Consider the following 19,491-nt stretch of genomic DNA (forward strand, 5'->3'; position numbering starts at 1 on the left):
GTAATATTTATCGATAAGCTCGTGATCTCAGTGATGTTCTTTTAGATTACCAGACAAATTAACGCTTTTGGTTACTATCATCGTTACGCAAAATGGCTTTGGCGATTTCATCATGACCACCCGAGGTGTGAATTTTGATGAGTCCTTGCTCTACCGCTTGCTCACAAGCATGGCGAATATCGTTACCAGCAAAACTGGCGGCTGGCGCATTTTCGATAGCGGTTAAGTGTACCCAATTAGAAGGCTCTTGCGGGGAATAGCGTTTTTTGATTTTGCGTGCCAGATAAATTGCCATAAATAGAATATCAATCAATTCTTTATCGTTAATAGCGGTATAGGCGCGCGGTAAAAATGGGTATTCCGCTATGCCCATTCTAAAGTGACGATCTATATTGCGGTTTGGTTCAAATTGGTTAATCCAGTTTTGAATTTTTTCACAGAAATATTCCGGTGTGTTTTGCGCTTCACCTTTAGGCTCTATGTATAAAAACAACCCATCAGAGAAGTGGTATAGGCGAGCTGGTTTGATGATTAACTCTTTCATGTAGTCACCGAACTGTTTCTCAACATCGAGACCTGCTTGATAGCCTTGTTTTAAGTATACGTTTCGTAGAAATGGAAAATCGAACATCACAAAGTTTAAGCGGTCACTGAGTGGCTCATTGATAAGCTCACCTAGTCGCCATTGTTCAAATACCGCATTACTGCGTTCTAATGATTTTGGTAGTTTGGCATTCAACAGTTTGAGATTCTGTAAGCCGGATCTTGGGTGGGTATATAAGTCGATGGTTTGAGTTTCAACTTCTTCACGTATTTTTTGATTTAAATAGCCACGGCGGATCACCAAGCATAGCAGCATAAAGGCCACTATCCCTGTGATAATCGTAGCGCGTTGATATTTGGCATATTGCCTATCGAGGTAAATTAAATCGTCTTCAAGGCCTGCATAATGTAATGACTTTTCAATGATATCTTTCTGTTTACGAAACACATCTTCGTTAACCGCATTAAATTGATCTTGTTGGTTTTGCCATAGACGCTGATACTGCTGCTGCATAGTCAAAGCTTGCTGGTAATCTTTATCCTGTTGGTAGGCTTCTGATAGCACTTGGTAAGCTTGCATTTGTAAGTATTTATCTTGTGTGCTTTTGGCAATCTCCAGTGCTTGAGTGCTACTTGATATGGCAATCTCCATATCATTCTTAGGTAGAGAAATCGCCCCTCTCAATAGGAGCGTTTTGGCCTTTAATTCAGGATAGTTACTGTGTTCTACCAACATTTCTGCTTGGTTTAAATAATGTTCAGCATGGGTGATATCAAATAGCTTTAAATAGGTTGTTGATATATCAATTCGTAGCTGTATGACCTGTTTAATGTCTCTTTGATTGATTTCATTATCTAACACATTCAAATAATTGACTAAAGCTAAGTTGTATTTTCCTTGCTTAAAGAAAATATCTGCCATTAATTTTACCGTGTCTGAAAGCGCTACTGAGTGCGGATAGTTATCATAAAAATCAGCCGCTTCTGTGGCATGATCTATTGCTTTGTCAAACACTTGTCGAGTATAGAAGAGTTGTGCGAGCAAAAGGTTGGTTCGAGCTAATTCAACGCTATCACTTTCTTCAACGGCCAACCAGTAGGCGGTGAGTAGTTCAGTTAAGGATTGATCATATTGGTCTTTTGATAAGTAATGTCGGCCTAAACGCAGATGATAGTCGATAGTCAAAGGGACAGACTTTCCACTCGCTAAATAATTATGAGCCAGCTGGAAAGCGGTTGTTGCTTTGATTTGATTTCCTATGTAGCTATTTATTTCAGCTTCTAACATGTTGATTTTATACAAGGTTTCTTGCTGCCAATTTTTATTGGTCGTCTCCTTTTTTACTTGCACCGTAATTTCATCAATATGCTTTTGAACACGTTCGAAATCTTTGGTCCAGTGCCAAAGCAATTGCGTATAGGCCAACTCGGTTGTAATTAATGGTTGGATGACTTGATATTTTTTGGCTAAGGCTTCAGCTTCTTTTAAGGTAATAAATGCTAGGTTTTGTTCGCCTAATTCGTAGTAGGCACTAGCCATAATTTGTAGCGCTTCAATAGTCGTTGAAGGCGTTCGAATAGTTTTTTCACTTCCTTCTCGCGATAACGTGTAGTCTTGGTCTTTGGTGGAGACTAATTTGCGAGAAGAAATATATTGCTTGGTGATTTCTAAGGACTGTTCGGGAGTGACGCTAAGCAATTTATGTGCTTCATTGAGAACAGGGGATAGATAGACTTTGGCCTGAAGCGCAGAGCTGAATGTCAGCATAAAAGCGATACATATCCAAAGGATCTTTTTCATAGTTACGTTATCTCTAAGAAGCGGTACGGAGTGAATGACACCCAAGTCACCTAAAGTGCTCTCAATTCGGCATTTTTAGGTTACTTGAGTTTGAATAGCTTAGCATTATTGCGACAAGTTGTTGAGTCGCAAGTGAGAATAAGCCTACATTTTGAGATTATCGCTCGGTGCGAGGTTACTGACGCGCCATTCGAGTCATTTGGCTTGGTTTGGTTAGGTGAGTGGAGCGAAATGGATTGATGTCCAGCCCGCCACGACGGGTATAGCGTGCATAAACACTTAACTTTTCCGGTTGGCAGTATTTCATGATGTCACAAAAAATACGTTCAACGCATTGTTCATGGAATTCGTTGTGCTCACGGAATGATACTAGGTAGCGTAGTAGAGATTCTTGATTGATTTTATTGCCAGTGTATTCGATCTCAACACTACCCCAATCAGGTTGATTGGTAATTAAGCAGTTCGATTTCAATAAGTGACTATGTAAGCACTCACTGACTTCTTGAGGGGTGGTAGAACCTTCAAGGTAGCTTTCATCAAATTGGTAGTCTGTGATCTCAATATCTTGCTCATCAATACATTGACCTTGCATAGTGGTGATTGGCTGCTGAGTATAGTGGCTTAGCGGACGTAGTATGACTTCTACCGCTTCTCCTGCGCAATTAGATAAATCTTGAGCGATAATTTGCTCAACTTGCTGCCAAGATTCAAAACGAGTTTGGTTAAAGCTATTGAGGTAGAGTTTGAAAGATTTAGATTCAATCAAGTTAGGGCTAGTCGGCGGGAGAGTCACATCACCAATTGCTACTTGTGGTAGACCCTTGTTGTTTAACCATGAAAGCTCATAAAGCGTCCAAATATCGCCACCGACAAAAGGTAGTGCAGTAGAATCATTTAACCCCAAATCATCGCGATTTAAGCTACGTGGAACAGGCTGTAAAAGGCTCGCATCATAGTCATGGCTATATTGTGTCGCTTGACCTAATGTTAATCCTTGCAATTCTTTGGCATTAGCATATTTTGTCTGCTTTGATGAGTGGGTCATGATACTTCTCTTATCCGAAATTTGTTTGAATATTACTGAATCAAAAGTTAACTGTCATCAGGGAGTCCTAAATGAATCACAATATTGCCCAGGCATTAGCGGTTTTAACCACAGAATTTGTGGATAAATGGCAGGAGGCCTATAAAAGCTTTCCTATCGCCAATGAAATGGAGGGCATTCCTTCACCTTGCGTGCAACGTACTGATGGCCAAAATATTGAATGGCTACCTCAAGAGCGTGATGAATTAGCGGATTTTAGCGATTTAGAACGCGGTATTGAGCTAATTATTCACCCTGATGTAAAGACTTTTTATGGTTCACAGTATAGCGCCGATCTGACTTTGTCTTGGAAAGGAAAGCCATTTACTCTACTGCAAGTATGGAGTGATGAAGACTTTATTCGTCTACAAGAAAATATTTTAGGCCACCTAGTGACGCAGCGGCGCTTAAAATTAAAACCAACCATTTTTATTGGTACCACTGATGCTGAGTTGGATGTGATTTCAATCTGCAATATTTCTGGTGAAGTGATTTTAGAGCGATTAGGAACCGATAAGCGTGATGTGTTATCGCCTAATATCGAGCAGTTTTTATTACAATGCCAAGCAGAAGTGTAGTCGGGGTTTTAAGTGTACGTAGTTGAATTACGATTTGAATGTTTTGATAACACCACTATCGACGCGGTAGAAAAGGCGATTAACGGTTTATTTGATGCTTTGCGCTATAACGGCCAGATTCTCGGGCGAGAGTTTCCGATAATTATTGGTGATGGTGAATTTCGCGCTCGTTTGATTTGCCCTGAAGCAAATAGCTTACACGCTGATTACCATTCCGATTATGTCAAAGTCTGCTTGCAACGACTAACAGAGGCAAAAGTACTAGCACCAAAAGTGAAGGTTCTAGGGCAAGATCTTAACTCTGAGCAAACGGTGTCATTTGATGAGCAAAACACACCGAGTTGGCAGGTTTTATATACCACTTTTGTTCACTCATGCTCACCATTACGCTGCGGGGATACTTTTAGGCCTATCCCTTTGTATCATAATCCACCTACCTTAAATGGCGACCATAAGTCGTTAGTAAAATGGCAAACCGAGTGGCAGGCATGTGATGAATTGCAAATGGCTGGTGCTTGTGAAGCTGAACATGCTGGCTTAAAAGAAATTGCTCAAGTAGACAGTGATTTATTCCGCCGAGGATGGGATCTACGTGGTCGACTAGAGTACATCACCAAGATCCCAACCTATTACTATTTATATCGAGTCGGTGGTGAAAGCTTGCAAGCCGAGCAGAATCGACCTTGCCCTCGTTGTGGTGGTGATTGGAAACTCGAACAACCGCTGCATGATATCTTCTATTTCAAATGTGATGATTGTCGGATTGTGTCGAATTTGTCTTGGGATCATTTGAAGTAATTATTAGACGGCGCTTAGACATGAGGGCCGATGGAGTCGTTGCTCGTGACTAGGGCGCTTTGCTACTCGTAACTCGGGGAAGGTGCTATAAATTTAGTGTAATAAAATAGAAATGAACTCGCTTTATATTTTTCAAGGAACTGAAATCTTTCAACGAGCAACGAGCAACGAGCAACGAGCAACGAGCAACGAGAAGCGCAGCGGCCGAGCTACGAGTTCCGGCCTTTCGCCAATATCCGATCCAAATGATTAGCAAATTCACGCTTATCGGTTTGGGAGAGTGGCGGCGGACCTCCGCTTTGAACACCACTTGAACGCATGGTATCCATAAAATCACGAATATTCAGACGAGCTTTGATGGTGTCTTTGGTATAAAGCTCACCGCGCGAGCTTAATGCTTGGCCGCCTTTGGTGATCACTTCATCGGCGAGAGGGATGTCTGAGGTGATCACGAGATCGCCGACTTCGACACGACGTACGATTTCATTATCCGCAATATCAAAACCACTTTCGACTTGTACGCTGTGAATATTATTGCGCTTCGGGACGGGCACTAAGTGGTTGGCAATAAAAGTTGTAGTAATGCCGGTGCGTTCTGCCGCGCGACAGATGGTTTCTCTGATGGTTTTCGGACACGCGTCAGCATCAACCCAAATTTTCATGTTATTTCCCTTCTAGCGCGGTTAAGCGTTGAGTCAATTCTTGCACTTGTTTTTCTAATTGGGCAATGCGCTCTTCTGCCGATAGGGCGGTTTTCTCGCTGGCAATTTCTACTTTAGGTACTTTGTTGGATGACTTCCAAGATTTTAAAGTGGCGATAATAGCCGGCATTGGAACGGGCATAGAAAGTCTAGACTTAACCAATGCCACGCTTGGCTGCTTACCTTCTTCGGTGATGGCAGAAAGTACTCTATGTAGTTCTTGTGTTACATCGTGTGTTTGCATGCTTCGGGTCTCTTTAGTCTTTTTTCGACTTAGCTTCTTCGAGTTAGTCTCTTTTTAATTAGTCACTTTCAACAATACGGTAGGGCGGTAACATAAACTTGGCTACTTTAAAACCAACCATAATTGCTCGGCCTTGGTAATAGTCGTCACCACGGGCGGAAAATTCAAACTGATATAAAGAATGAAATTGAAAACGCCCGTCCGGTAAGCGTAATTGATAACGTAATAGCGACACCGACAGTAGTTGTAAATCGAGCTGTCCACAATGACGAGCAATCGCCTTGTGTGCTAGCTCGGATTGTCTACGTTGTTGCCAAAATAGGAAAGCGATGAATACCACCAAAAGGATCATCAGTAAGTCGGTTATCATTGGCTATCCTTATCCATTATGTTATGTGATGAAATTATTGAGCAGATTTGGTTTGCTGCTGTAGTGTGTAAAGAGCATTCGCCAATTCAGGGCTTGGGGTATGGCTCAGTAGAGGTAAGAAGGTAAAGCGCAAGTCTGGGATCATGACTAAGTCGGCAAACAATTGGTTAAATAAATCTTGGTTTTTGGTCTGAGCTAGGCGTAATAAGAATTTCACTGCGCGCGCTTCGGTATTCAATTGTGCCCAACAACGGCCGGCAATTGCAATTAACACTTCTGCGTGACAAAGCGTTTCATCGGCGAGCACTTTTTCAAGGATAGTAATAAGTTGCTCAGAATTCGCTCCAGACAAGGCACGAACATACGCAGATAATAAAAATAGATCGGGCTGTGCTTTTTCACATTCTTGTTCAGCCAGTTCTAATAATCGTTGTGCTAATTTGTTAGGGATCTCAACGTGTTCCAAAGCGCCAAGTAAAGCATATAGGGCTGGGTGATTAGCGCTATCTTCTGCGAGTTTGCTTAATGCTTTACGAATAGCCACGCCGTTTTGTTGATCTGATAAACGGCTGCACATGTCGGTAATACCTTGTAAGCCCACGGTTTGCCAATTGTTCCAACCTAGATCACCGGTAAAGTAATGCTGAGCATGTTCATAATATTGGCTGGTGGATAGGCCTAGATCTGCTCGAATGACACTATGAAAAACCGCCATTTTGTCGTCATTTGGTTTGAAAGTGTATGGATTATTGGCTAAATGCTGTTGCTGCTCTTCGGTGAGATCTTGAGTTAACAGTGCGCCACTTGCTTTTACCGAGAAAGCCTCTGTCACGTACTTTAAAAAGTTACCAATATCAGTTTGATTGAGTAGTCCGCGCTCATCGAGTGGGAATTTTAAGAACCAAATCCAAGGTTGCTGGCTGTCATTCCAATAGGCAATGGCTAGGTTGGCATGACGCTGCAATGGGTAAGGGTAAGGTTTTTGCCCCATTTCAACTTGTTGGAAATCTTTGGTTTCAATCGCTTGAATGCGTCGCCCTAAATCAAAAATTTTAAACTGGCACTGACTTTGTTCTAATAGTTGGCTTAGGTTGTGTATTGCATTCATATAAGCTTCCAGTTTAATTCGAGTATATAATTCGTTATGAAATGGTATCTTATACCCAGAATATCAAGGGGTGGGAACAAAATGAACGAATATATTGAATTAACCGATGTACTTGAGCAGCTTGAAGATAAACTGATTCAATTGTCGTTATGGGAAGAGCAACCGCCGACTCAGAAAGCGTTAACTAGCGATCAACCATTTGCATTAGATACACTTCAACCAACCCAATGGTTGCAATGGATTTTTCTACCTAAAATGCACGAGCTTATTGAATCACAATCAGAAGTGCCGATTGGCTTTGAAGTGAGCCCTTATTTTGAACAAGCCATGGAAGATAAAGATCATCGTGATGCCTTGTTACCTATCCTAAATCAATTAGATGAAACCGTTAGATGAATGTAGAAAATAACCCTGAGTTGATGGATGACTCGCAAGAATCTGCTGTTGAAACTGTAGAGTTAGAAGTGGTTTATCGTGACGAGTATTTTATCGCGGTCAATAAGCCAGCTGGAATGCTAGTGCACCGATCGTGGCTTGATCGCCATGAGACGCAATTTGTGATGCAAACCTTGAGAGATCAAATTGGTCAGCATGTTTTTCCTTTGCATCGACTCGATCGCCCAACCTCTGGTGTACTACTGTTCGCACTATCGAGTGAGTTTGCCGCAAAAGCAGCGCCAATGTTTGCCGAACATCAATTCACCAAAACTTATCATGCCATTGTACGCGGTTGGATTGAAGAGGGCGATCGTCTCGATTACCCACTGAAAAAAGAGCAAGACAAAATCGCCGATAAGTTTGCCTCAAAAGAGGTGGAAGCTCAGTCTGCAATTACTGACTACCAACCATTAGCTAAAGTAGAAGTTCCCCATTCAACAGGCCGCTTTCCAACCAGTCGTTTTTGTCTAGTTGAAATGCAACCACTAACCGGACGCAAACACCAATTACGTCGTCATATGGCGCACCTACGTCATCCGATATTAGGGGATACTTCTCATGGTGACGGTAAACAAAACCGTTTATTTAGATATGTTTATGATGCAAAGCGTTTAATGCTACATGCGAGTAAACTGGAGTTTGTGCATCCATACACGAATGAGAATATCGTCATTGAAGCGAAGTTTGATGAAGTGTGGCAACGTTTATTGAAAGAGTTTGGTTGGAAGAGCGGTTTCGAGTAGTGTGTTTCGAGTTTCGAGTAAAAAAGAGTATCGGTGCGCGAGTCTCGGGCGTTTCACTTCCGTAACTCGCAAAAGCGCAGTCCTCAATATATTAAACCGGGCTCATCCTGAAAAGCGACGTAGGAGCGCAGTTCAGGATCTCCCACATCATTTGAGACTCTATGTGTGGCAGGAGATTCCGTATCTTCTTCGCTTAGGCTCATGTACGGAATGACGCCCTTTGAGTTATATGGATATTGCGTTTGAGAGCCGAAAAGAATCATTGGCACTAGTAAACTGCACAATCTTCTCGGCTCTTGGTTCTTATTTCAACTTTTCTAAATCTGCTTCAATTTCTGCAATCTTCCCAGCCACTACTTTTTCTAGGTGGCGTAAATCAGTCAAGATTTTGTGCTTGATATCAGCGCTGTCTAACTCTTTGGGTTTGGTTATTTGGTTAAGCTCAGTCATCACTTGGGTGAGGTTAGGGCTCACTTCGGTGGTTTCTTTATATTGGCCTGATTGGTTATTTACCCGAATGTTTTTGCGCTGACGTGGGTATTTGAACTTTAAACTTTTGGCAAACAGCTCACCTTTTTGTTTATGGAAGTAAACTTTTAATACATCCACTTGGGCTTCTTGGCGCAAGCTGTAACGAGCAATGAGGGATGTGTCGGGAATACCAAGTTTCTTTAAGTTTGGATACATAAATCATTTACCTCTAGTTAGAACAAAAGATGAATGTTGCGGTTTACTTTCAGTATAGTGATAAGCAATAACTATTCATGTGGTGATAAGGTTTTAATTGCCTCAACCAATTCAATTTTTAGTGCATCTTCTACTTCTGGCTCTAGTCGACCGCCGCTAGGTGAGGTGAGGATAAATAAATCTTCTGCTCGTTCGCCTATGGTGGTGATTTTTGCACCATGTAAGTTTACTCCTAGCTTGGCAAAGACTTGGCCTATCGTCGCTAAAAGTCCAGGAGTATCAAGTGCAACAAGCTCCATTAAGCTACGTTTACCGGTTCGTGTTGGGATGAAATCAACACGAGTTTTAACATGGAAATGCTTGAGTTTATTGGGCACTCGGCGTGAGCGAGTATTGGCGCTGATTTTTCCATTTAAGACATCGGTGAGATGTTGTTTGATTTGCTCGTGACGGACATCTTCAACCGGGTCACCATTTTGATCGAGTACCATAAAAGTATCGAGTGCATAACCGTCTTTGCTGGTCATGATTTGTGCGTCGTGGATACTTAAGTTACGGCGATCTAATTCGGCCGCCATCATGCCAAATAAACTGGCTTTATCTTTGGTATAAATGAACACTTCTGTCCCACCACGCGTCGCATTCTTACTTAGTAATACCAGTGGTTGATCTGCTGGGTGGGTAAGTAAGTGCTCACCATGCCAGGCGATTTGTTTTGGCGTGTGGCGTAAAAAGTAGTCGGCTTTAAATCGTTGCCACAATACTTCAATTTCCCTTGGGCTGAAGTTTTCTTTACGTAGCATCGCAGCGGCCATGTGTTGGTTATGGCGAATGCGATCTCGCAAATCAACCGGGTTTTCTAGTCCTCTACGTAAAGCGCGTTGGGTTGAGTAAAATAGCTCAGCCAGTAATGTTCGTTTCCAACTATTCCATAGCTCTGGATTGGTTGCGCAGATATCGGCAACGGTTAAGCACACTAGATTTTCTAGATATTCTTCATCACGGACTTTTTTGGCAAACTCGGTGATGACATCGGGATCATAGATATCACGGCGCTGAGCAGTGACAGACATGAGAAGGTGATTTTGAACTAACCATGAAACGAGCTTGGCTTCCGGCTTTGATAAGTCATGTTCGATACAAAAATCATAAGCTTCGACAGCACCAATTTCGGAGTGATCACCACCACGACCTTTACCAATATCATGGAATATGGCTGCAATAATCAGTAAGTTTTTCTTTTGCATTCTTGGGTAAACATCGCAACATATTGGATGTTTATCATGGTTGTCGATATTACTAAACGAATGGATATGTTTGAGTACCCGCATGCTATGTTCATCGACGGTATAAACGTGGAATAGATCAAACTGCATTTGGCCAACGATTTGGCTCCATTGCGGTAAGTAGGCTGCTAGCACTCCCAAGCGGTGCATTAAACTAAAGGCTTTATGCAGCGAATTTGGGTGATTAATCAGTGCCATGAATTTTTCACGTGCAGCAGGGATAGTGTGTAAGAATCGATTCAGTCTACGTCTTGCAGTGCGCAGTTGGCGCAAAGTAGGTGGGCTCACGCCTTCAATGGTTGAGTCATTAGCAATATGTAAAAACATATCTAAAATGGTTTCAGGCCTTGCTTGGAATAACGCAGGTTTTCTCGCTTCGATTAATGAACCGCGGCGCTGAAAGTCATCAGAAATAATGACCGCATCTGGCAGCATTCCTTTACTCATGATGGCTTGATCAAACAGTTTGAGCAGCATTTTATTGAGCTCGGCAACCCGACGTAATGTCCGGTAAAATTCTTTCATCATCATTTCGATGGCGCGGTTACCTTCACCGGTAAAACCTAAGTTTTCTGCTACACTGGCTTGGTGACCAAAGGTTAAGCGGTTGTCATAACGCTTCAATTCAATATGTAGTGCAAAGCGAACACGCCATAAGAAATTTTGGCACTCTAATAATTCGCGGTATTCAGCGTCAGTTAAAAAACCAGCGTAGCTCATTTCACGAAGTGAGGTCGCGCCAAAATGACGACGAGCGACCCAACCTAAAGTGTGAATGTCACGTAAACCGCCAGGGCTAGATTTTATATCCGGCTCTAAATTGTAAGTGGTGTCGTGATAGCGAGCGTGGCGTTCACGTTGCTCTTCTAGCTTGGCTTCATAGAAAACTTCGCTAGGCCAAAAACTGGCTGATGAAATCTGTTCAATGAGCTGATTGTAGGTATCTTCACAACCACATAAAAAACGCGCTTCTTGTAAATTGGTTGCAACGGTTAAGTCGTCTTTACCAACATTGATACATTCTTTTAGGGTACGGACACTATGGCCAACTTCTAGATGTAAATCCCATAATAGAGTAATAAATTCACTGATTTTTTTGTTCACATCATCAGAGATTTTCTTTTCTGATAATACCAGGATATCGATATCGGATAAGGGGTGAAGCTCAGCGCGACCATAGCCACCGACGGCAATTAAGCTGAGAGAGTTTACTTGTGCAAAGCCCAAAAAGTCCCATAAGCGCTGAAGTATGGAGTCCATATAGGCAGAACGTTCATACACCAAATCTTGGACAGGTTGTCGCTGTTCTAAAAAAGCTTGCTTTTGATGTTGAGAAAACTGTTCCAATTGCTGTTTAAGCGCTATGGATGACAGTTGTTGATCATCTAGAGAGACGGGGGACTGATAAGTCATGAATGCATTCCTTGCAACAAGTAAGTCTACCTTGATACTACCTTTTCTCTAGGTAATAAAAAAGCCTTTATCAGAATGGAGATAAAGGCTTAATCTTTTCGAGTTTTCGAGTTTTCGAGTTTAGCTATTGTTCATTAAACGAGGAATAGATTCTTCCGAGCGTAATGTCATAACTTCACAACCCGTTTTAGTCACCAAGATAGTATGCTCATATTGTGCTGAGTTTTTGCCATCGCCGGTATAAACCGTCCAATCGTCTTCTGCATCAACGGTTACGCCAAACTTACCTGCGTTGATCATAGGTTCAATAGTGAAGATCATGCCTTCTTTCATTACACGACGATCAGTGTTTTTATAGTGAACGACTTGCGGTTCAGAGTGGAATTCATCACTGATACCGTGACCACAAAAATCTTTTACTATCGAAAATTTATTGCGAGGGTTCTTTTTGTTGTTTTCTTTGATGTATTTTTCAATTGCAGTCCCAATGTCGCCAATGGTTGCACCAGGTTTTACTTTACGCATACCAACATAAAGAGCTTCTTGAGTCACCATACATAAGCGTTTGTCGGCAGGAGAAACATCACCAACAAGGAACATCTTAGAAGTGTCACCATAGTAACCTTCTGGGCGAACGCTAAGATCGGCATTTGGATCGTTAGGAATGATCACAGTGATATCTAGATTGACAATATCGCCATTTTTTAAAACGGCAGGTTTAACTTGGCCGTTGCTGCCTACTTCATCTTGGCTTGCCGGAATACCGTGGCAAACAATATGATTAATTGAAGTACAAATTGATTTTGGGTAACCATGGTAGTCAAGAGGGGCGGAGTAAGCGCCTTTTTCTAGTGCATAGTTATGGCAGATTTTATCAAGTTCTTCGGTGGTCACCCCTTCTTTTATATAGGGTTCAATCATTTCTAAAACTTCAGCGGCGAGCTTACAAGCAACGCGCATTTTTTCAATTTCTTCAGCGGTGTTAATTTTGATCGACATAATTAGTATCCGTTATCTCTTTGTGTCTAGTGTATTAACAGTGGGCCCTAATCGCAATTGAAATCCGTTACCATCTAGGATAAATCTCTTTATTTGGCAGAATAAATGACAAAACTGCGGAAAAACTCAAGTGGAAAATAGTAGTTTTTCTGGTGTTTTAGCTGGCTTTTGTGGTATAAAGCGCACCGAAATCTGTAACTACTTTCTCCTTTTTGAGGCGAAGTGGTGTGGGTTTCATATACTTATTTCTTAAATCACACACATTCCGACACGTGATCCGGGGTGCCCTTTTATGCTTATTTTATAGCGAAAGGGTCGGTATCATGGGGAATGTGGAGGCCTAACCCCATATAGAGGATTATATAATGGCAACTGTATCAATGCGCGATATGCTTAAAGCTGGTGTTCACTTCGGTCACCAAACTCGTTACTGGAACCCAAAAATGAAGCCATTCATCTTTGGCGCTCGTAACAAAGTTCATATCATCAACCTAGAACAAACAGTTCCAATGTTCAACGATGCACTAGCTGAGCTAGCCAAAATCGGTGAGCGTAAAGGTAAAGTTCTTTTCGTTGGTACTAAGCGCGCAGCTTCTGAAGCAGTAAAAGAAGCCGCTATCAACAGCAACCAGTACTACGTAAACAACCGCTGGTTAGGCGGTATGTTGACTAACTACAAAACTGTTCGTCAATCAATCAAGCGTCTTAAAGATTTCGAAGCTCAAGCTCAAGACGGCACTTTTGAAAAACTAACTAAGAAAGAAGCTCTAATGCGTACTCGTGAAATGGAGAAGCTAGAGAAATCTCTTGGTGGTATCAAAAACATGGGTGGCCTACCTGACGCACTATTCGTAATCGATGCTGATCACGAGCACATTGCTATTAAAGAAGCAAACAACCTAGGTATCCCAGTATTTGCTGTTGTAGATACAAACTCTGACCCAGATGGCGTAGATTTCGTTATCCCTGGTAACGACGATGCAATCCGTGCGGTACAACTATACCTAAACGCTGCTGGTCAAGCGGTAACTGAAGGTCGTAACAAAGACGTAGCTGCAGTTGCTGATAAAGACGGTTTCGTAGAAGAAGCTTAATATCGTAACTCCTAGGTTCAACAGACCCTAGCCACTTAATCTTGCTGTCATAAATGATTTGATGAGATTGAGTTATAGTTACAAATAGGGGACATGCTTTTAATAAAATATTAGCCTGGCCCCTGTTTTTTACCATTTTTGGAATCAACCGAGGATTAAACCATGGCAACAGTAACTGCTGCTCTAGTTAAAGAATTGCGTGAGCGTACTGGCGCAGGCATGATGGATTGTAAAAAAGCGCTTGTTGAAGCGAATGCTGATATTGAATTAGCAATCGAAAACATGCGTAAAAGCGGTGCGGCTAAAGCTGCTAAAAAAGCGGGTAACGTTGCTGCTGAAGGTACTATTTTAGTAAAAGAAGCGGAAGGTTTTGCTGCGCTTCTTGAAGTTAACTGCCAAACTGACTTCGTAGCTAAAGATGTAAACTTCCTAGCATTTGCTAACGAAGTTCTTGATGCTGCAGTTGCAGAGCGTCTAGATGTAGAAGCACTTCAAGCTAAATTTGAAGAAACTCGTATCGCTCTAGTTGCGAAAATCGGTGAAAACATCAGCATCCGTCGTGTTGCTTACATCGATGGTGCTAAAGTCGGTTCTTACCGTCACGGCGAACGTATCGGTGTAGTTGTTGCTGGTGATGCTAGCGATGAAGTAATCAAGCAAGTTGCTATGCACGTAGCAGCGTCTAAGCCTGAATACGTAAACCCTGAAGATGTTCCTGCAGATGTAGTTGCTAAAGAGAAAGCGGTTCAAGTTGAAATCGCAATGAACGAAGGCAAACCACAAGAAATCGCAGAGAAAATGGTTGTTGGTCGTATGAAGAAGTTCACTGGTGAGGTTTCTCTTACTGGTCAAGCTTTCATCATGGAACCAAAGAAAACTGTTGGTGAGTTCTTGAAAGAGCAAGGCGCTTCAGTAACTAACTTCGTACGTTTAGAAGTTGGTGAAGGTATCGAAAAAGCGGCTGAAATGAGCTTCGCAGACGAAGTTGCAGCGGTACAAAAAGGTTAATTTCTGATTTGTATAGCCAACCTAAAGGACCGTGGCACTGCTGCGGTCTTTTTGTGAGAAAAAGTCTCTAGATTTCTAGTCCCTAGCTTCTAGGAAAAGCGCGCCACGGTTAAGACTATACGTTAAGCTAGATGGTGAAATAGGCGAAATTATTAATTGTTATGAATGTGCAGTATATCTAGTACCTCCAGGAACCAGGAACTGTTTATTTATAACCGTTAATCAACCATACTTTGAAAGGTAAACTCCATGACAACGAATCCTAAGCCTGCATATCAGCGTATTTTGTTAAAACTTAGTGGCGAAGCTCTACAGGGTGAAGAAGGTTTTGGTATTGATCCAGCCGTTTTGGATCGCATGGCTCAAGAAATTAAAGAACTCGTTGAACTCGGTGTGCAAGTTGGCGTTGTGATCGGTGGTGGTAACTTGTTCCGTGGTGCTGGGCTAGCTGAAGCGGGTATGAACCGCGTGGTGGGTGACCATATGGGTATGCTAGCAACTGTAATGAATGGTCTAGCAATGCGTGATGCCCTTCACCGTGCTTATGTTAATGCGCGTGTGATGTCTGCGATTCAATTGAAAGGTGTATGTGACGATTACAATTGGGCGGATGCGATCAGCCAACTTCGTCAAGGCCGTGTCGTGATTTTCTCTGCAGGTACAGGTAACCCATTCTTTACAACCGATTCTGCAGCGTGTCTACGCGGGATCGAAATTGAAGCAGATATCGTGCTAAAAGCAACCAAAGTGGATGGTGTTTATACAGCTGACCCTGTTGCTAACCCAGACGCAGTTTTGTGTGATAAACTGAGTTACAACAGCGTACTGGAAAAAGAATTAAAAGTGATGGACTTAGCGGCCTTCACTTTAGCTCGTGATCACAAAATGCCAATTCGCGTATTCAACATGAACAAGCCAGGTGCTTTACGTCGTGTCGTAATGGGTGAGCAAGAAGGTACACTAATCGGCGAGCAGCCAGAATAAGAACGTGATCAAAGCAATTAACATCGCGAGAGTGAAGGTATTCGCTCTGTAGAAAACACAAATAACAAGGTGATATCGTGATTAACGAAATTAAACAAGACGCTCAAGAGCGCATGGCAAAAAGTGTTGAAGCACTTAAAAATAACCTTTCAAAAATCCGTACTGGCCGTGCTCACCCAAGTATTCTGCAAAATATTTCTGTTGAATATTACGGTGCACCAACGCCTTTAAACCAAGTGGCTAACATCATTGCTGAAGATGCACGTACATTGGCAATTACTGTTTTTGATAAAGAACTGACGCCATTGGTAGAAAAAGCCATCATGAAATCAGATCTAGGTCTTAACCCAATGTCTGCTGGTACAGTAATTCGTGTACCACTTCCACCATTGACAGAAGAGCGTCGTAAAGATCTTGTGAAAATAGTACGTGCAGAAGCTGAAGGCGGTCGTGTAGCGGTACGTAACATTCGCCGTGATGCAAATGCTGATTTTAAAGCGCTTCTAAAAGATAAAGAAATCTCTGAAGATGAAGATCGTAAAGCGCAAGACGAAATTCAAAAAATCACCGATGCATCTGTGAAAAATATTGATGAGTTGCTTGCTATGAAAGAAAAAGAGTTAATGGAAGTTTAATCTCCTTTTTCTATCTGCTTGAGGGCGCTGTGCGGTACAGCACAGCGCTTTTTTTATGCAAAACCCGCCTACAAGTATGAATAAAATAATGTCTGATACTCAATTCTCATCTGATCTACTACCACAACATATTGCCGTTATTATGGATGGCAATGGTCGTTGGGCTAAGCAACGTGGTAAACCTCGTATCTATGGTCATCGAATGGCGGTAAAATCAGTGCGAGAAACTATCTCAACCGCTAGTCGATTGGGAATAAAAGTCATTACTTTATTCGCATTTAGCAGTGAGAACTGGAAACGCCCGGAAGAAGAAGTGAGCGTGCTCATGGATTTATTTATGACGGTGTTAACCAGAGAAGTTAAAAAACTGCATAAGAATAATTTACGTCTACAGATCATTGGTGATAAAACCCGTTTTAGCCCAGTATTACAGAAAAAAATTGCAGCAGCAGAAGCGCTAACAGAGGCGAATACTGGCACTGTGATTAATGTCGCCGCTAATTACGGTGGTAAATGGGATATTACCGAAGCGGTTAAACAAGTGGCTCAACAGGTATCTGAAGGGCAACTTCAGCCACAAGATATCACTGAAGCAACCATATCCCAGTATTTATCTATAGCTGATTTGCCAGATGTCGACCTTATGATCCGCACCAGCGGTGAGTGCCGAATTAGTAACTTTATGCTGTGGCAAATGGCTTATGCAGAGTTGTATTTTACCGATTTATTTTGGCCTGAATTTGATGAACAAGCAATGTTGGATGCCATTGCCTGGTTTATCAACCGTGAAAGACGCTTTGGTTGCACTAGTGAGCAACTACAATCGTTGATGATTCAATAATAAAGGACGAAAGTTTGAAACAAAGAATAATAACAGCGTTGATTTTAGCGCCTTTGGTTTTATGGGGGGTGTTTGAACTTTCCATCCCTTTTTTCATTATTGCGTTAACGGCGATATCTATTATTGGTTTTTGGGAATGGACTCAGTTTGTTCTGCCTAAATCACGCGCACTCAGTCTTATTCCATCTTTAGTGGTTCTGGTTGGTAGTTTTGCTGTGTTCCCATTTGATACCTTAAGCTTATCAACGGTCTCTGAGACGCATTTGTGGATCTTGGCGGTAGGGGCTAGCTGGTGGGTTGTGGCAAGCGGTTTAGCGTTAACCTACCCAAGGAGTATGAACTTGTGGGAGAAGAGCGTAGCTTTACGTCATCTTTTTGGCATGCTATCACTGATTCCTTTTCTATGGGCAGTCTTTCTACTTAGAGCTCAAGATTACGCTTTGAACCCTTATCACGGGGCTAAATTAGTTATGTTTGTCTGCCTACTGGTATGGGCTGCCGACACTGGGGCATACTTTTCAGGAAAAACATTTGGTAAACATAAAATGGCACCGAATGTTAGCCCGAACAAAACGCTAGAAGGCTTATTTGGTGGCATTATCTTAGCCATGATCGTTGGTTGGTTTGCTTCTTCTTTACTAGATATTCACTTTGTTAGCTTGACTGTGATGCTGTTTATTACTTTTTTTACTGTGGTTATTTCTGTTCTAGGTGACTTAGTCGAAAGCATGCTCAAGCGCGTTTCTAATATTAAAGACAGCAGTAATATTATCCCGGGGCATGGTGGCATTCTTGATCGCATCGATAGCTTAGTCGCGGCATTTCCTGTTTTTGCTTTGTTGTACTTTATCTGCCAATAGTCTACTAAGCTAAGCATAGGAAGAGTATTGATGCATTTATTCTTAATGGTTGATTGAACATGCAAAAGATAACGATTTTAGGTGCAACGGGCTCAATTGGAGCAAGTACTTTATCGGTAGTTGAGCATAACCCTGAGCAATTTGAGGTCTATGCGTTAGCGGCGGGCTCTAATGTCGAAGGTATGCAGGCTTTATGCGAAAAGTGGCAGCCTGAAATGGCAGCGATGGCAGATGAAGTGGCTGCGTTAGAGCTAGAAAAGCGCCTCAAACAAGTAAACTGTAAGACTAAAGTTGTTGCTGGAATAGACGGTCTGTGTGCTATTTCATCTGCTGATGATGTTGATATGGTGATGGCGGCTATCGTAGGCTCTCCAGGTTTGCTACCAACGATGGCGGCGGTTAAAGCCGGTAAGCGCATATTACTTGCTAATAAAGAATCTTTAGTGATGTCAGGTCAATTCTTTATTGATGCGGCTAAGCAATACGGCGCACAAATTCTTCCTGTTGATAGTGAACATAATGCTATCTTTCAATGCTTATCTCAGAGCGTACAAAACCAACTCGGTTATTGTGATCTTGATGAAGGTGGTATTCACTCAATATTATTAACCGGCTCGGGCGGTCCGTTTCGTTATAGTGAGATTGCAACGCTTGATTCCGTGACTCCCGAGATGGCAATTGCTCATCCTAATTGGTCTATGGGACCAAAGATCTCAGTGGATTCTGCGACAATGATGAATAAAGGCTTAGAGTTTATCGAAGCCAAATGGTTGTTTAATGCCAAGCAAGAACAGCTAAAAGTGTTGATTCATCCACAATCCGTCATTCATTCGATGGTGCAGTACAATGATGGCTCGGTACTCGCGCAAATGGGGGAGCCAGATATGCGTACCCCGATCGCGCTTTCAATGTCTTACCCAGATCGAATCCCTTCAGGTGTAAAACCACTCGACTTTACCGCATTAAGTGAGTTGACCTTCTTAGCACCTGATATGTCAAGATACCCATGTTTGCAGTTGGCGATTGATGCTTGTTATACCGGACAGGATGCGACTACTGCAATTAATGCAGCCAATGAAATATCGGTTGCGGCGTTTCTGAATCGACAATTAAAATTTACCGATATTGCACGAGTTAACGAGAGAGTAATGAATAAAGTGTGTGGCTTATCGATTCTTGAGACGGATAGTTTGGAAAGCTTACTTGAGCTAGATAGAATAGCTCGAATCTATGCAACAGAAACCTTAAGCAACAGAAACTTTAGCAGAGTGTAATT

At 42.1% G+C, this 19,491-nt stretch carries 20 protein-coding genes; 11 read left to right on the forward strand and 9 right to left on the reverse strand.

Annotated features, from left to right (window positions below; all coding sequences use genetic code 11):
• Positions 1-58 precede the first annotated feature (58 nt).
• A complete protein-coding gene (locus K358_RS0111135; protein WP_027696894.1) occupies positions 59-2,344 on the reverse strand; it encodes a tetratricopeptide repeat protein in 2,286 nt (761 codons plus the stop codon).
• A 175-nt stretch (positions 2,345-2,519) separates the two neighbouring features.
• Positions 2,520-3,389: an NADPH-dependent 7-cyano-7-deazaguanine reductase QueF gene (gene queF, locus K358_RS0111140; protein ID WP_027696895.1), complete on the reverse strand. Its 870-nt coding sequence runs from the start codon at positions 3,387-3,389 to the stop codon at positions 2,520-2,522.
• A 71-nt stretch (positions 3,390-3,460) separates the two neighbouring features.
• On the opposite strand from queF, the gene syd reads away from it, so the two are divergent.
• Together syd and K358_RS0111150 are read left to right on the forward strand one after the other, a co-directional pair.
• A complete protein-coding gene (gene syd / locus K358_RS0111145; RefSeq protein WP_027696896.1) occupies positions 3,461-4,006 on the forward strand; it encodes a SecY-interacting protein in 546 nt (181 codons plus the stop codon).
• A 12-nt stretch (positions 4,007-4,018) separates the two neighbouring features.
• Positions 4,019-4,804: a Zn-ribbon-containing protein gene (locus K358_RS0111150; protein WP_027696897.1), complete on the forward strand. Its 786-nt coding sequence runs from the start codon at positions 4,019-4,021 to the stop codon at positions 4,802-4,804.
• Positions 4,805-5,013: 209 nt separating this feature from the next.
• On the opposite strand, the gene K358_RS0111155 is transcribed toward K358_RS0111150, so the two are convergent.
• The 4 genes from K358_RS0111155 to K358_RS0111170 are packed head-to-tail and all read right to left on the reverse strand — an operon-like array spanning position 5,014 to position 7,227.
• Entirely contained in the window at positions 5,014-5,466 is a 453-nt protein-coding gene (locus K358_RS0111155; protein ID WP_027696898.1) for a YaiI/YqxD family protein, read from the reverse strand.
• A gap of 1 nt (position 5,467) precedes the next feature.
• Complete coding sequence (locus tag K358_RS0111160; protein ID WP_027696899.1) at positions 5,468-5,749, reverse strand: hypothetical protein; 282 nt, start codon at positions 5,747-5,749, stop codon at positions 5,468-5,470.
• Between the two features lie 58 nt (positions 5,750-5,807).
• On the reverse strand, positions 5,808-6,119 hold the full coding sequence (locus K358_RS0111165; RefSeq protein ID WP_027696900.1) for a DUF3301 domain-containing protein: 312 nt from the start codon (positions 6,117-6,119) through the stop codon (positions 5,808-5,810).
• A gap of 34 nt (positions 6,120-6,153) precedes the next feature.
• Positions 6,154-7,227: a DUF3549 family protein gene (locus K358_RS0111170; RefSeq protein ID WP_027696901.1), complete on the reverse strand. Its 1,074-nt coding sequence runs from the start codon at positions 7,225-7,227 to the stop codon at positions 6,154-6,156.
• 81 nt (positions 7,228-7,308) lie between these two features.
• On the opposite strand from K358_RS0111170, the gene K358_RS0111175 reads away from it, so the two are divergent.
• A complete protein-coding gene (locus tag K358_RS0111175) occupies positions 7,309-7,623 on the forward strand; it encodes a YqcC family protein (protein ID WP_027696902.1) in 315 nt (104 codons plus the stop codon).
• Positions 7,624-7,646: 23 nt separating this feature from the next.
• Positions 7,647-8,408, forward strand: coding sequence for a tRNA pseudouridine(65) synthase TruC (gene truC / locus K358_RS0111180; protein WP_051241319.1), 762 nt, complete (start codon positions 7,647-7,649; stop codon positions 8,406-8,408).
• Between the two features lie 303 nt (positions 8,409-8,711).
• Here truC and K358_RS0111185 read toward each other — a convergent pair whose 3' ends face one another.
• The 3 genes from K358_RS0111185 to map all read right to left on the reverse strand — a co-directional run bounded on the left by K358_RS0111185 (position 8,712) and on the right by map (position 12,793).
• Positions 8,712-9,095, reverse strand: a complete 384-nt coding sequence (locus tag K358_RS0111185; protein WP_027696904.1) for a DUF3461 family protein — start codon at positions 9,093-9,095, stop codon at positions 8,712-8,714.
• Between the two features lie 71 nt (positions 9,096-9,166).
• Positions 9,167-11,794 carry a bifunctional uridylyltransferase/uridylyl-removing protein GlnD gene (glnD, locus tag K358_RS0111190; RefSeq protein ID WP_027696905.1) on the reverse strand — a complete coding sequence of 876 codons (2,628 nt, stop codon included), beginning with the start codon at positions 11,792-11,794 and terminating at the stop codon, positions 9,167-9,169.
• Positions 11,795-11,914: 120 nt separating this feature from the next.
• Complete coding sequence (map, locus tag K358_RS0111195; RefSeq protein WP_027696906.1) at positions 11,915-12,793, reverse strand: type I methionyl aminopeptidase; 879 nt, start codon at positions 12,791-12,793, stop codon at positions 11,915-11,917.
• A gap of 365 nt (positions 12,794-13,158) precedes the next feature.
• Between map and rpsB the strand changes: the two genes are divergently transcribed.
• The 7 genes from rpsB to ispC all read left to right on the forward strand — a co-directional run bounded on the left by rpsB (position 13,159) and on the right by ispC (position 19,489).
• Complete coding sequence (gene rpsB / locus K358_RS0111200) at positions 13,159-13,887, forward strand: 30S ribosomal protein S2 (protein ID WP_027696907.1); 729 nt, start codon at positions 13,159-13,161, stop codon at positions 13,885-13,887.
• Positions 13,888-14,049: 162 nt separating this feature from the next.
• A complete protein-coding gene (gene tsf, locus K358_RS0111205; RefSeq protein ID WP_027696908.1) occupies positions 14,050-14,895 on the forward strand; it encodes a translation elongation factor Ts in 846 nt (281 codons plus the stop codon).
• Between the two features lie 249 nt (positions 14,896-15,144).
• Positions 15,145-15,879: a UMP kinase gene (pyrH, locus tag K358_RS0111210; protein ID WP_027696909.1), complete on the forward strand. Its 735-nt coding sequence runs from the start codon at positions 15,145-15,147 to the stop codon at positions 15,877-15,879.
• Between the two features lie 77 nt (positions 15,880-15,956).
• Positions 15,957-16,514, forward strand: coding sequence for a ribosome recycling factor (gene frr, locus K358_RS0111215; RefSeq protein WP_027696910.1), 558 nt, complete (start codon positions 15,957-15,959; stop codon positions 16,512-16,514).
• An 88-nt stretch (positions 16,515-16,602) separates the two neighbouring features.
• Complete coding sequence (locus K358_RS0111220; protein WP_027696911.1) at positions 16,603-17,355, forward strand: undecaprenyl pyrophosphate synthase; 753 nt, start codon at positions 16,603-16,605, stop codon at positions 17,353-17,355.
• A gap of 14 nt (positions 17,356-17,369) precedes the next feature.
• Positions 17,370-18,215 carry a phosphatidate cytidylyltransferase gene (locus tag K358_RS0111225; protein ID WP_027696912.1) on the forward strand — a complete coding sequence of 282 codons (846 nt, stop codon included), beginning with the start codon at positions 17,370-17,372 and terminating at the stop codon, positions 18,213-18,215.
• 59 nt (positions 18,216-18,274) lie between these two features.
• Positions 18,275-19,489: a 1-deoxy-D-xylulose-5-phosphate reductoisomerase gene (gene ispC / locus K358_RS0111230; protein WP_027696913.1), complete on the forward strand. Its 1,215-nt coding sequence runs from the start codon at positions 18,275-18,277 to the stop codon at positions 19,487-19,489.
• Positions 19,490-19,491: the final 2 nt, after the last annotated feature.

Source organism: Vibrio litoralis DSM 17657, from assembly GCF_000426765.1.
Classification (GTDB): domain Bacteria; phylum Pseudomonadota; class Gammaproteobacteria; order Enterobacterales; family Vibrionaceae; genus Vibrio; species Vibrio litoralis.

What these genes read in the sequence shown, in the direction of transcription:
- rpsB (WP_027696907.1), top strand. Translation starts at nt 13,159, where the DNA reads ATGGCAACTGTATCAATGCGCGATATGCTTAAAGCTGGTGTTCACTTC.
- K358_RS0111170 (WP_027696901.1), bottom strand. Translation starts at nt 7,227, where the DNA reads ATGAATGCAATACACAACCTAAGCCAACTATTAGAACAAAGTCAGTGC.
- K358_RS0111155 (WP_027696898.1), bottom strand. Translation starts at nt 5,466, where the DNA reads ATGAAAATTTGGGTTGATGCTGACGCGTGTCCGAAAACCATCAGAGAA.
- K358_RS0111220 (WP_027696911.1), top strand. Translation starts at nt 16,603, where the DNA reads ATGTCTGATACTCAATTCTCATCTGATCTACTACCACAACATATTGCC.
- truC (WP_051241319.1), top strand. Translation starts at nt 7,647, where the DNA reads ATGGATGACTCGCAAGAATCTGCTGTTGAAACTGTAGAGTTAGAAGTG.
- K358_RS0111175 (WP_027696902.1), top strand. Translation starts at nt 7,309, where the DNA reads ATGAACGAATATATTGAATTAACCGATGTACTTGAGCAGCTTGAAGAT.
- glnD (WP_027696905.1), bottom strand. Translation starts at nt 11,794, where the DNA reads ATGACTTATCAGTCCCCCGTCTCTCTAGATGATCAACAACTGTCATCC.
- tsf (WP_027696908.1), top strand. Translation starts at nt 14,050, where the DNA reads ATGGCAACAGTAACTGCTGCTCTAGTTAAAGAATTGCGTGAGCGTACT.
- K358_RS0111135 (WP_027696894.1), bottom strand. Translation starts at nt 2,344, where the DNA reads ATGAAAAAGATCCTTTGGATATGTATCGCTTTTATGCTGACATTCAGC.
- syd (WP_027696896.1), top strand. Translation starts at nt 3,461, where the DNA reads ATGAATCACAATATTGCCCAGGCATTAGCGGTTTTAACCACAGAATTT.
- ispC (WP_027696913.1), top strand. Translation starts at nt 18,275, where the DNA reads ATGCAAAAGATAACGATTTTAGGTGCAACGGGCTCAATTGGAGCAAGT.
- map (WP_027696906.1), bottom strand. Translation starts at nt 12,793, where the DNA reads ATGTCGATCAAAATTAACACCGCTGAAGAAATTGAAAAAATGCGCGTT.
- pyrH (WP_027696909.1), top strand. Translation starts at nt 15,145, where the DNA reads ATGACAACGAATCCTAAGCCTGCATATCAGCGTATTTTGTTAAAACTT.
- K358_RS0111165 (WP_027696900.1), bottom strand. Translation starts at nt 6,119, where the DNA reads ATGATAACCGACTTACTGATGATCCTTTTGGTGGTATTCATCGCTTTC.
- K358_RS0111185 (WP_027696904.1), bottom strand. Translation starts at nt 9,095, where the DNA reads ATGTATCCAAACTTAAAGAAACTTGGTATTCCCGACACATCCCTCATT.
- K358_RS0111160 (WP_027696899.1), bottom strand. Translation starts at nt 5,749, where the DNA reads ATGCAAACACACGATGTAACACAAGAACTACATAGAGTACTTTCTGCC.
- queF (WP_027696895.1), bottom strand. Translation starts at nt 3,389, where the DNA reads ATGACCCACTCATCAAAGCAGACAAAATATGCTAATGCCAAAGAATTG.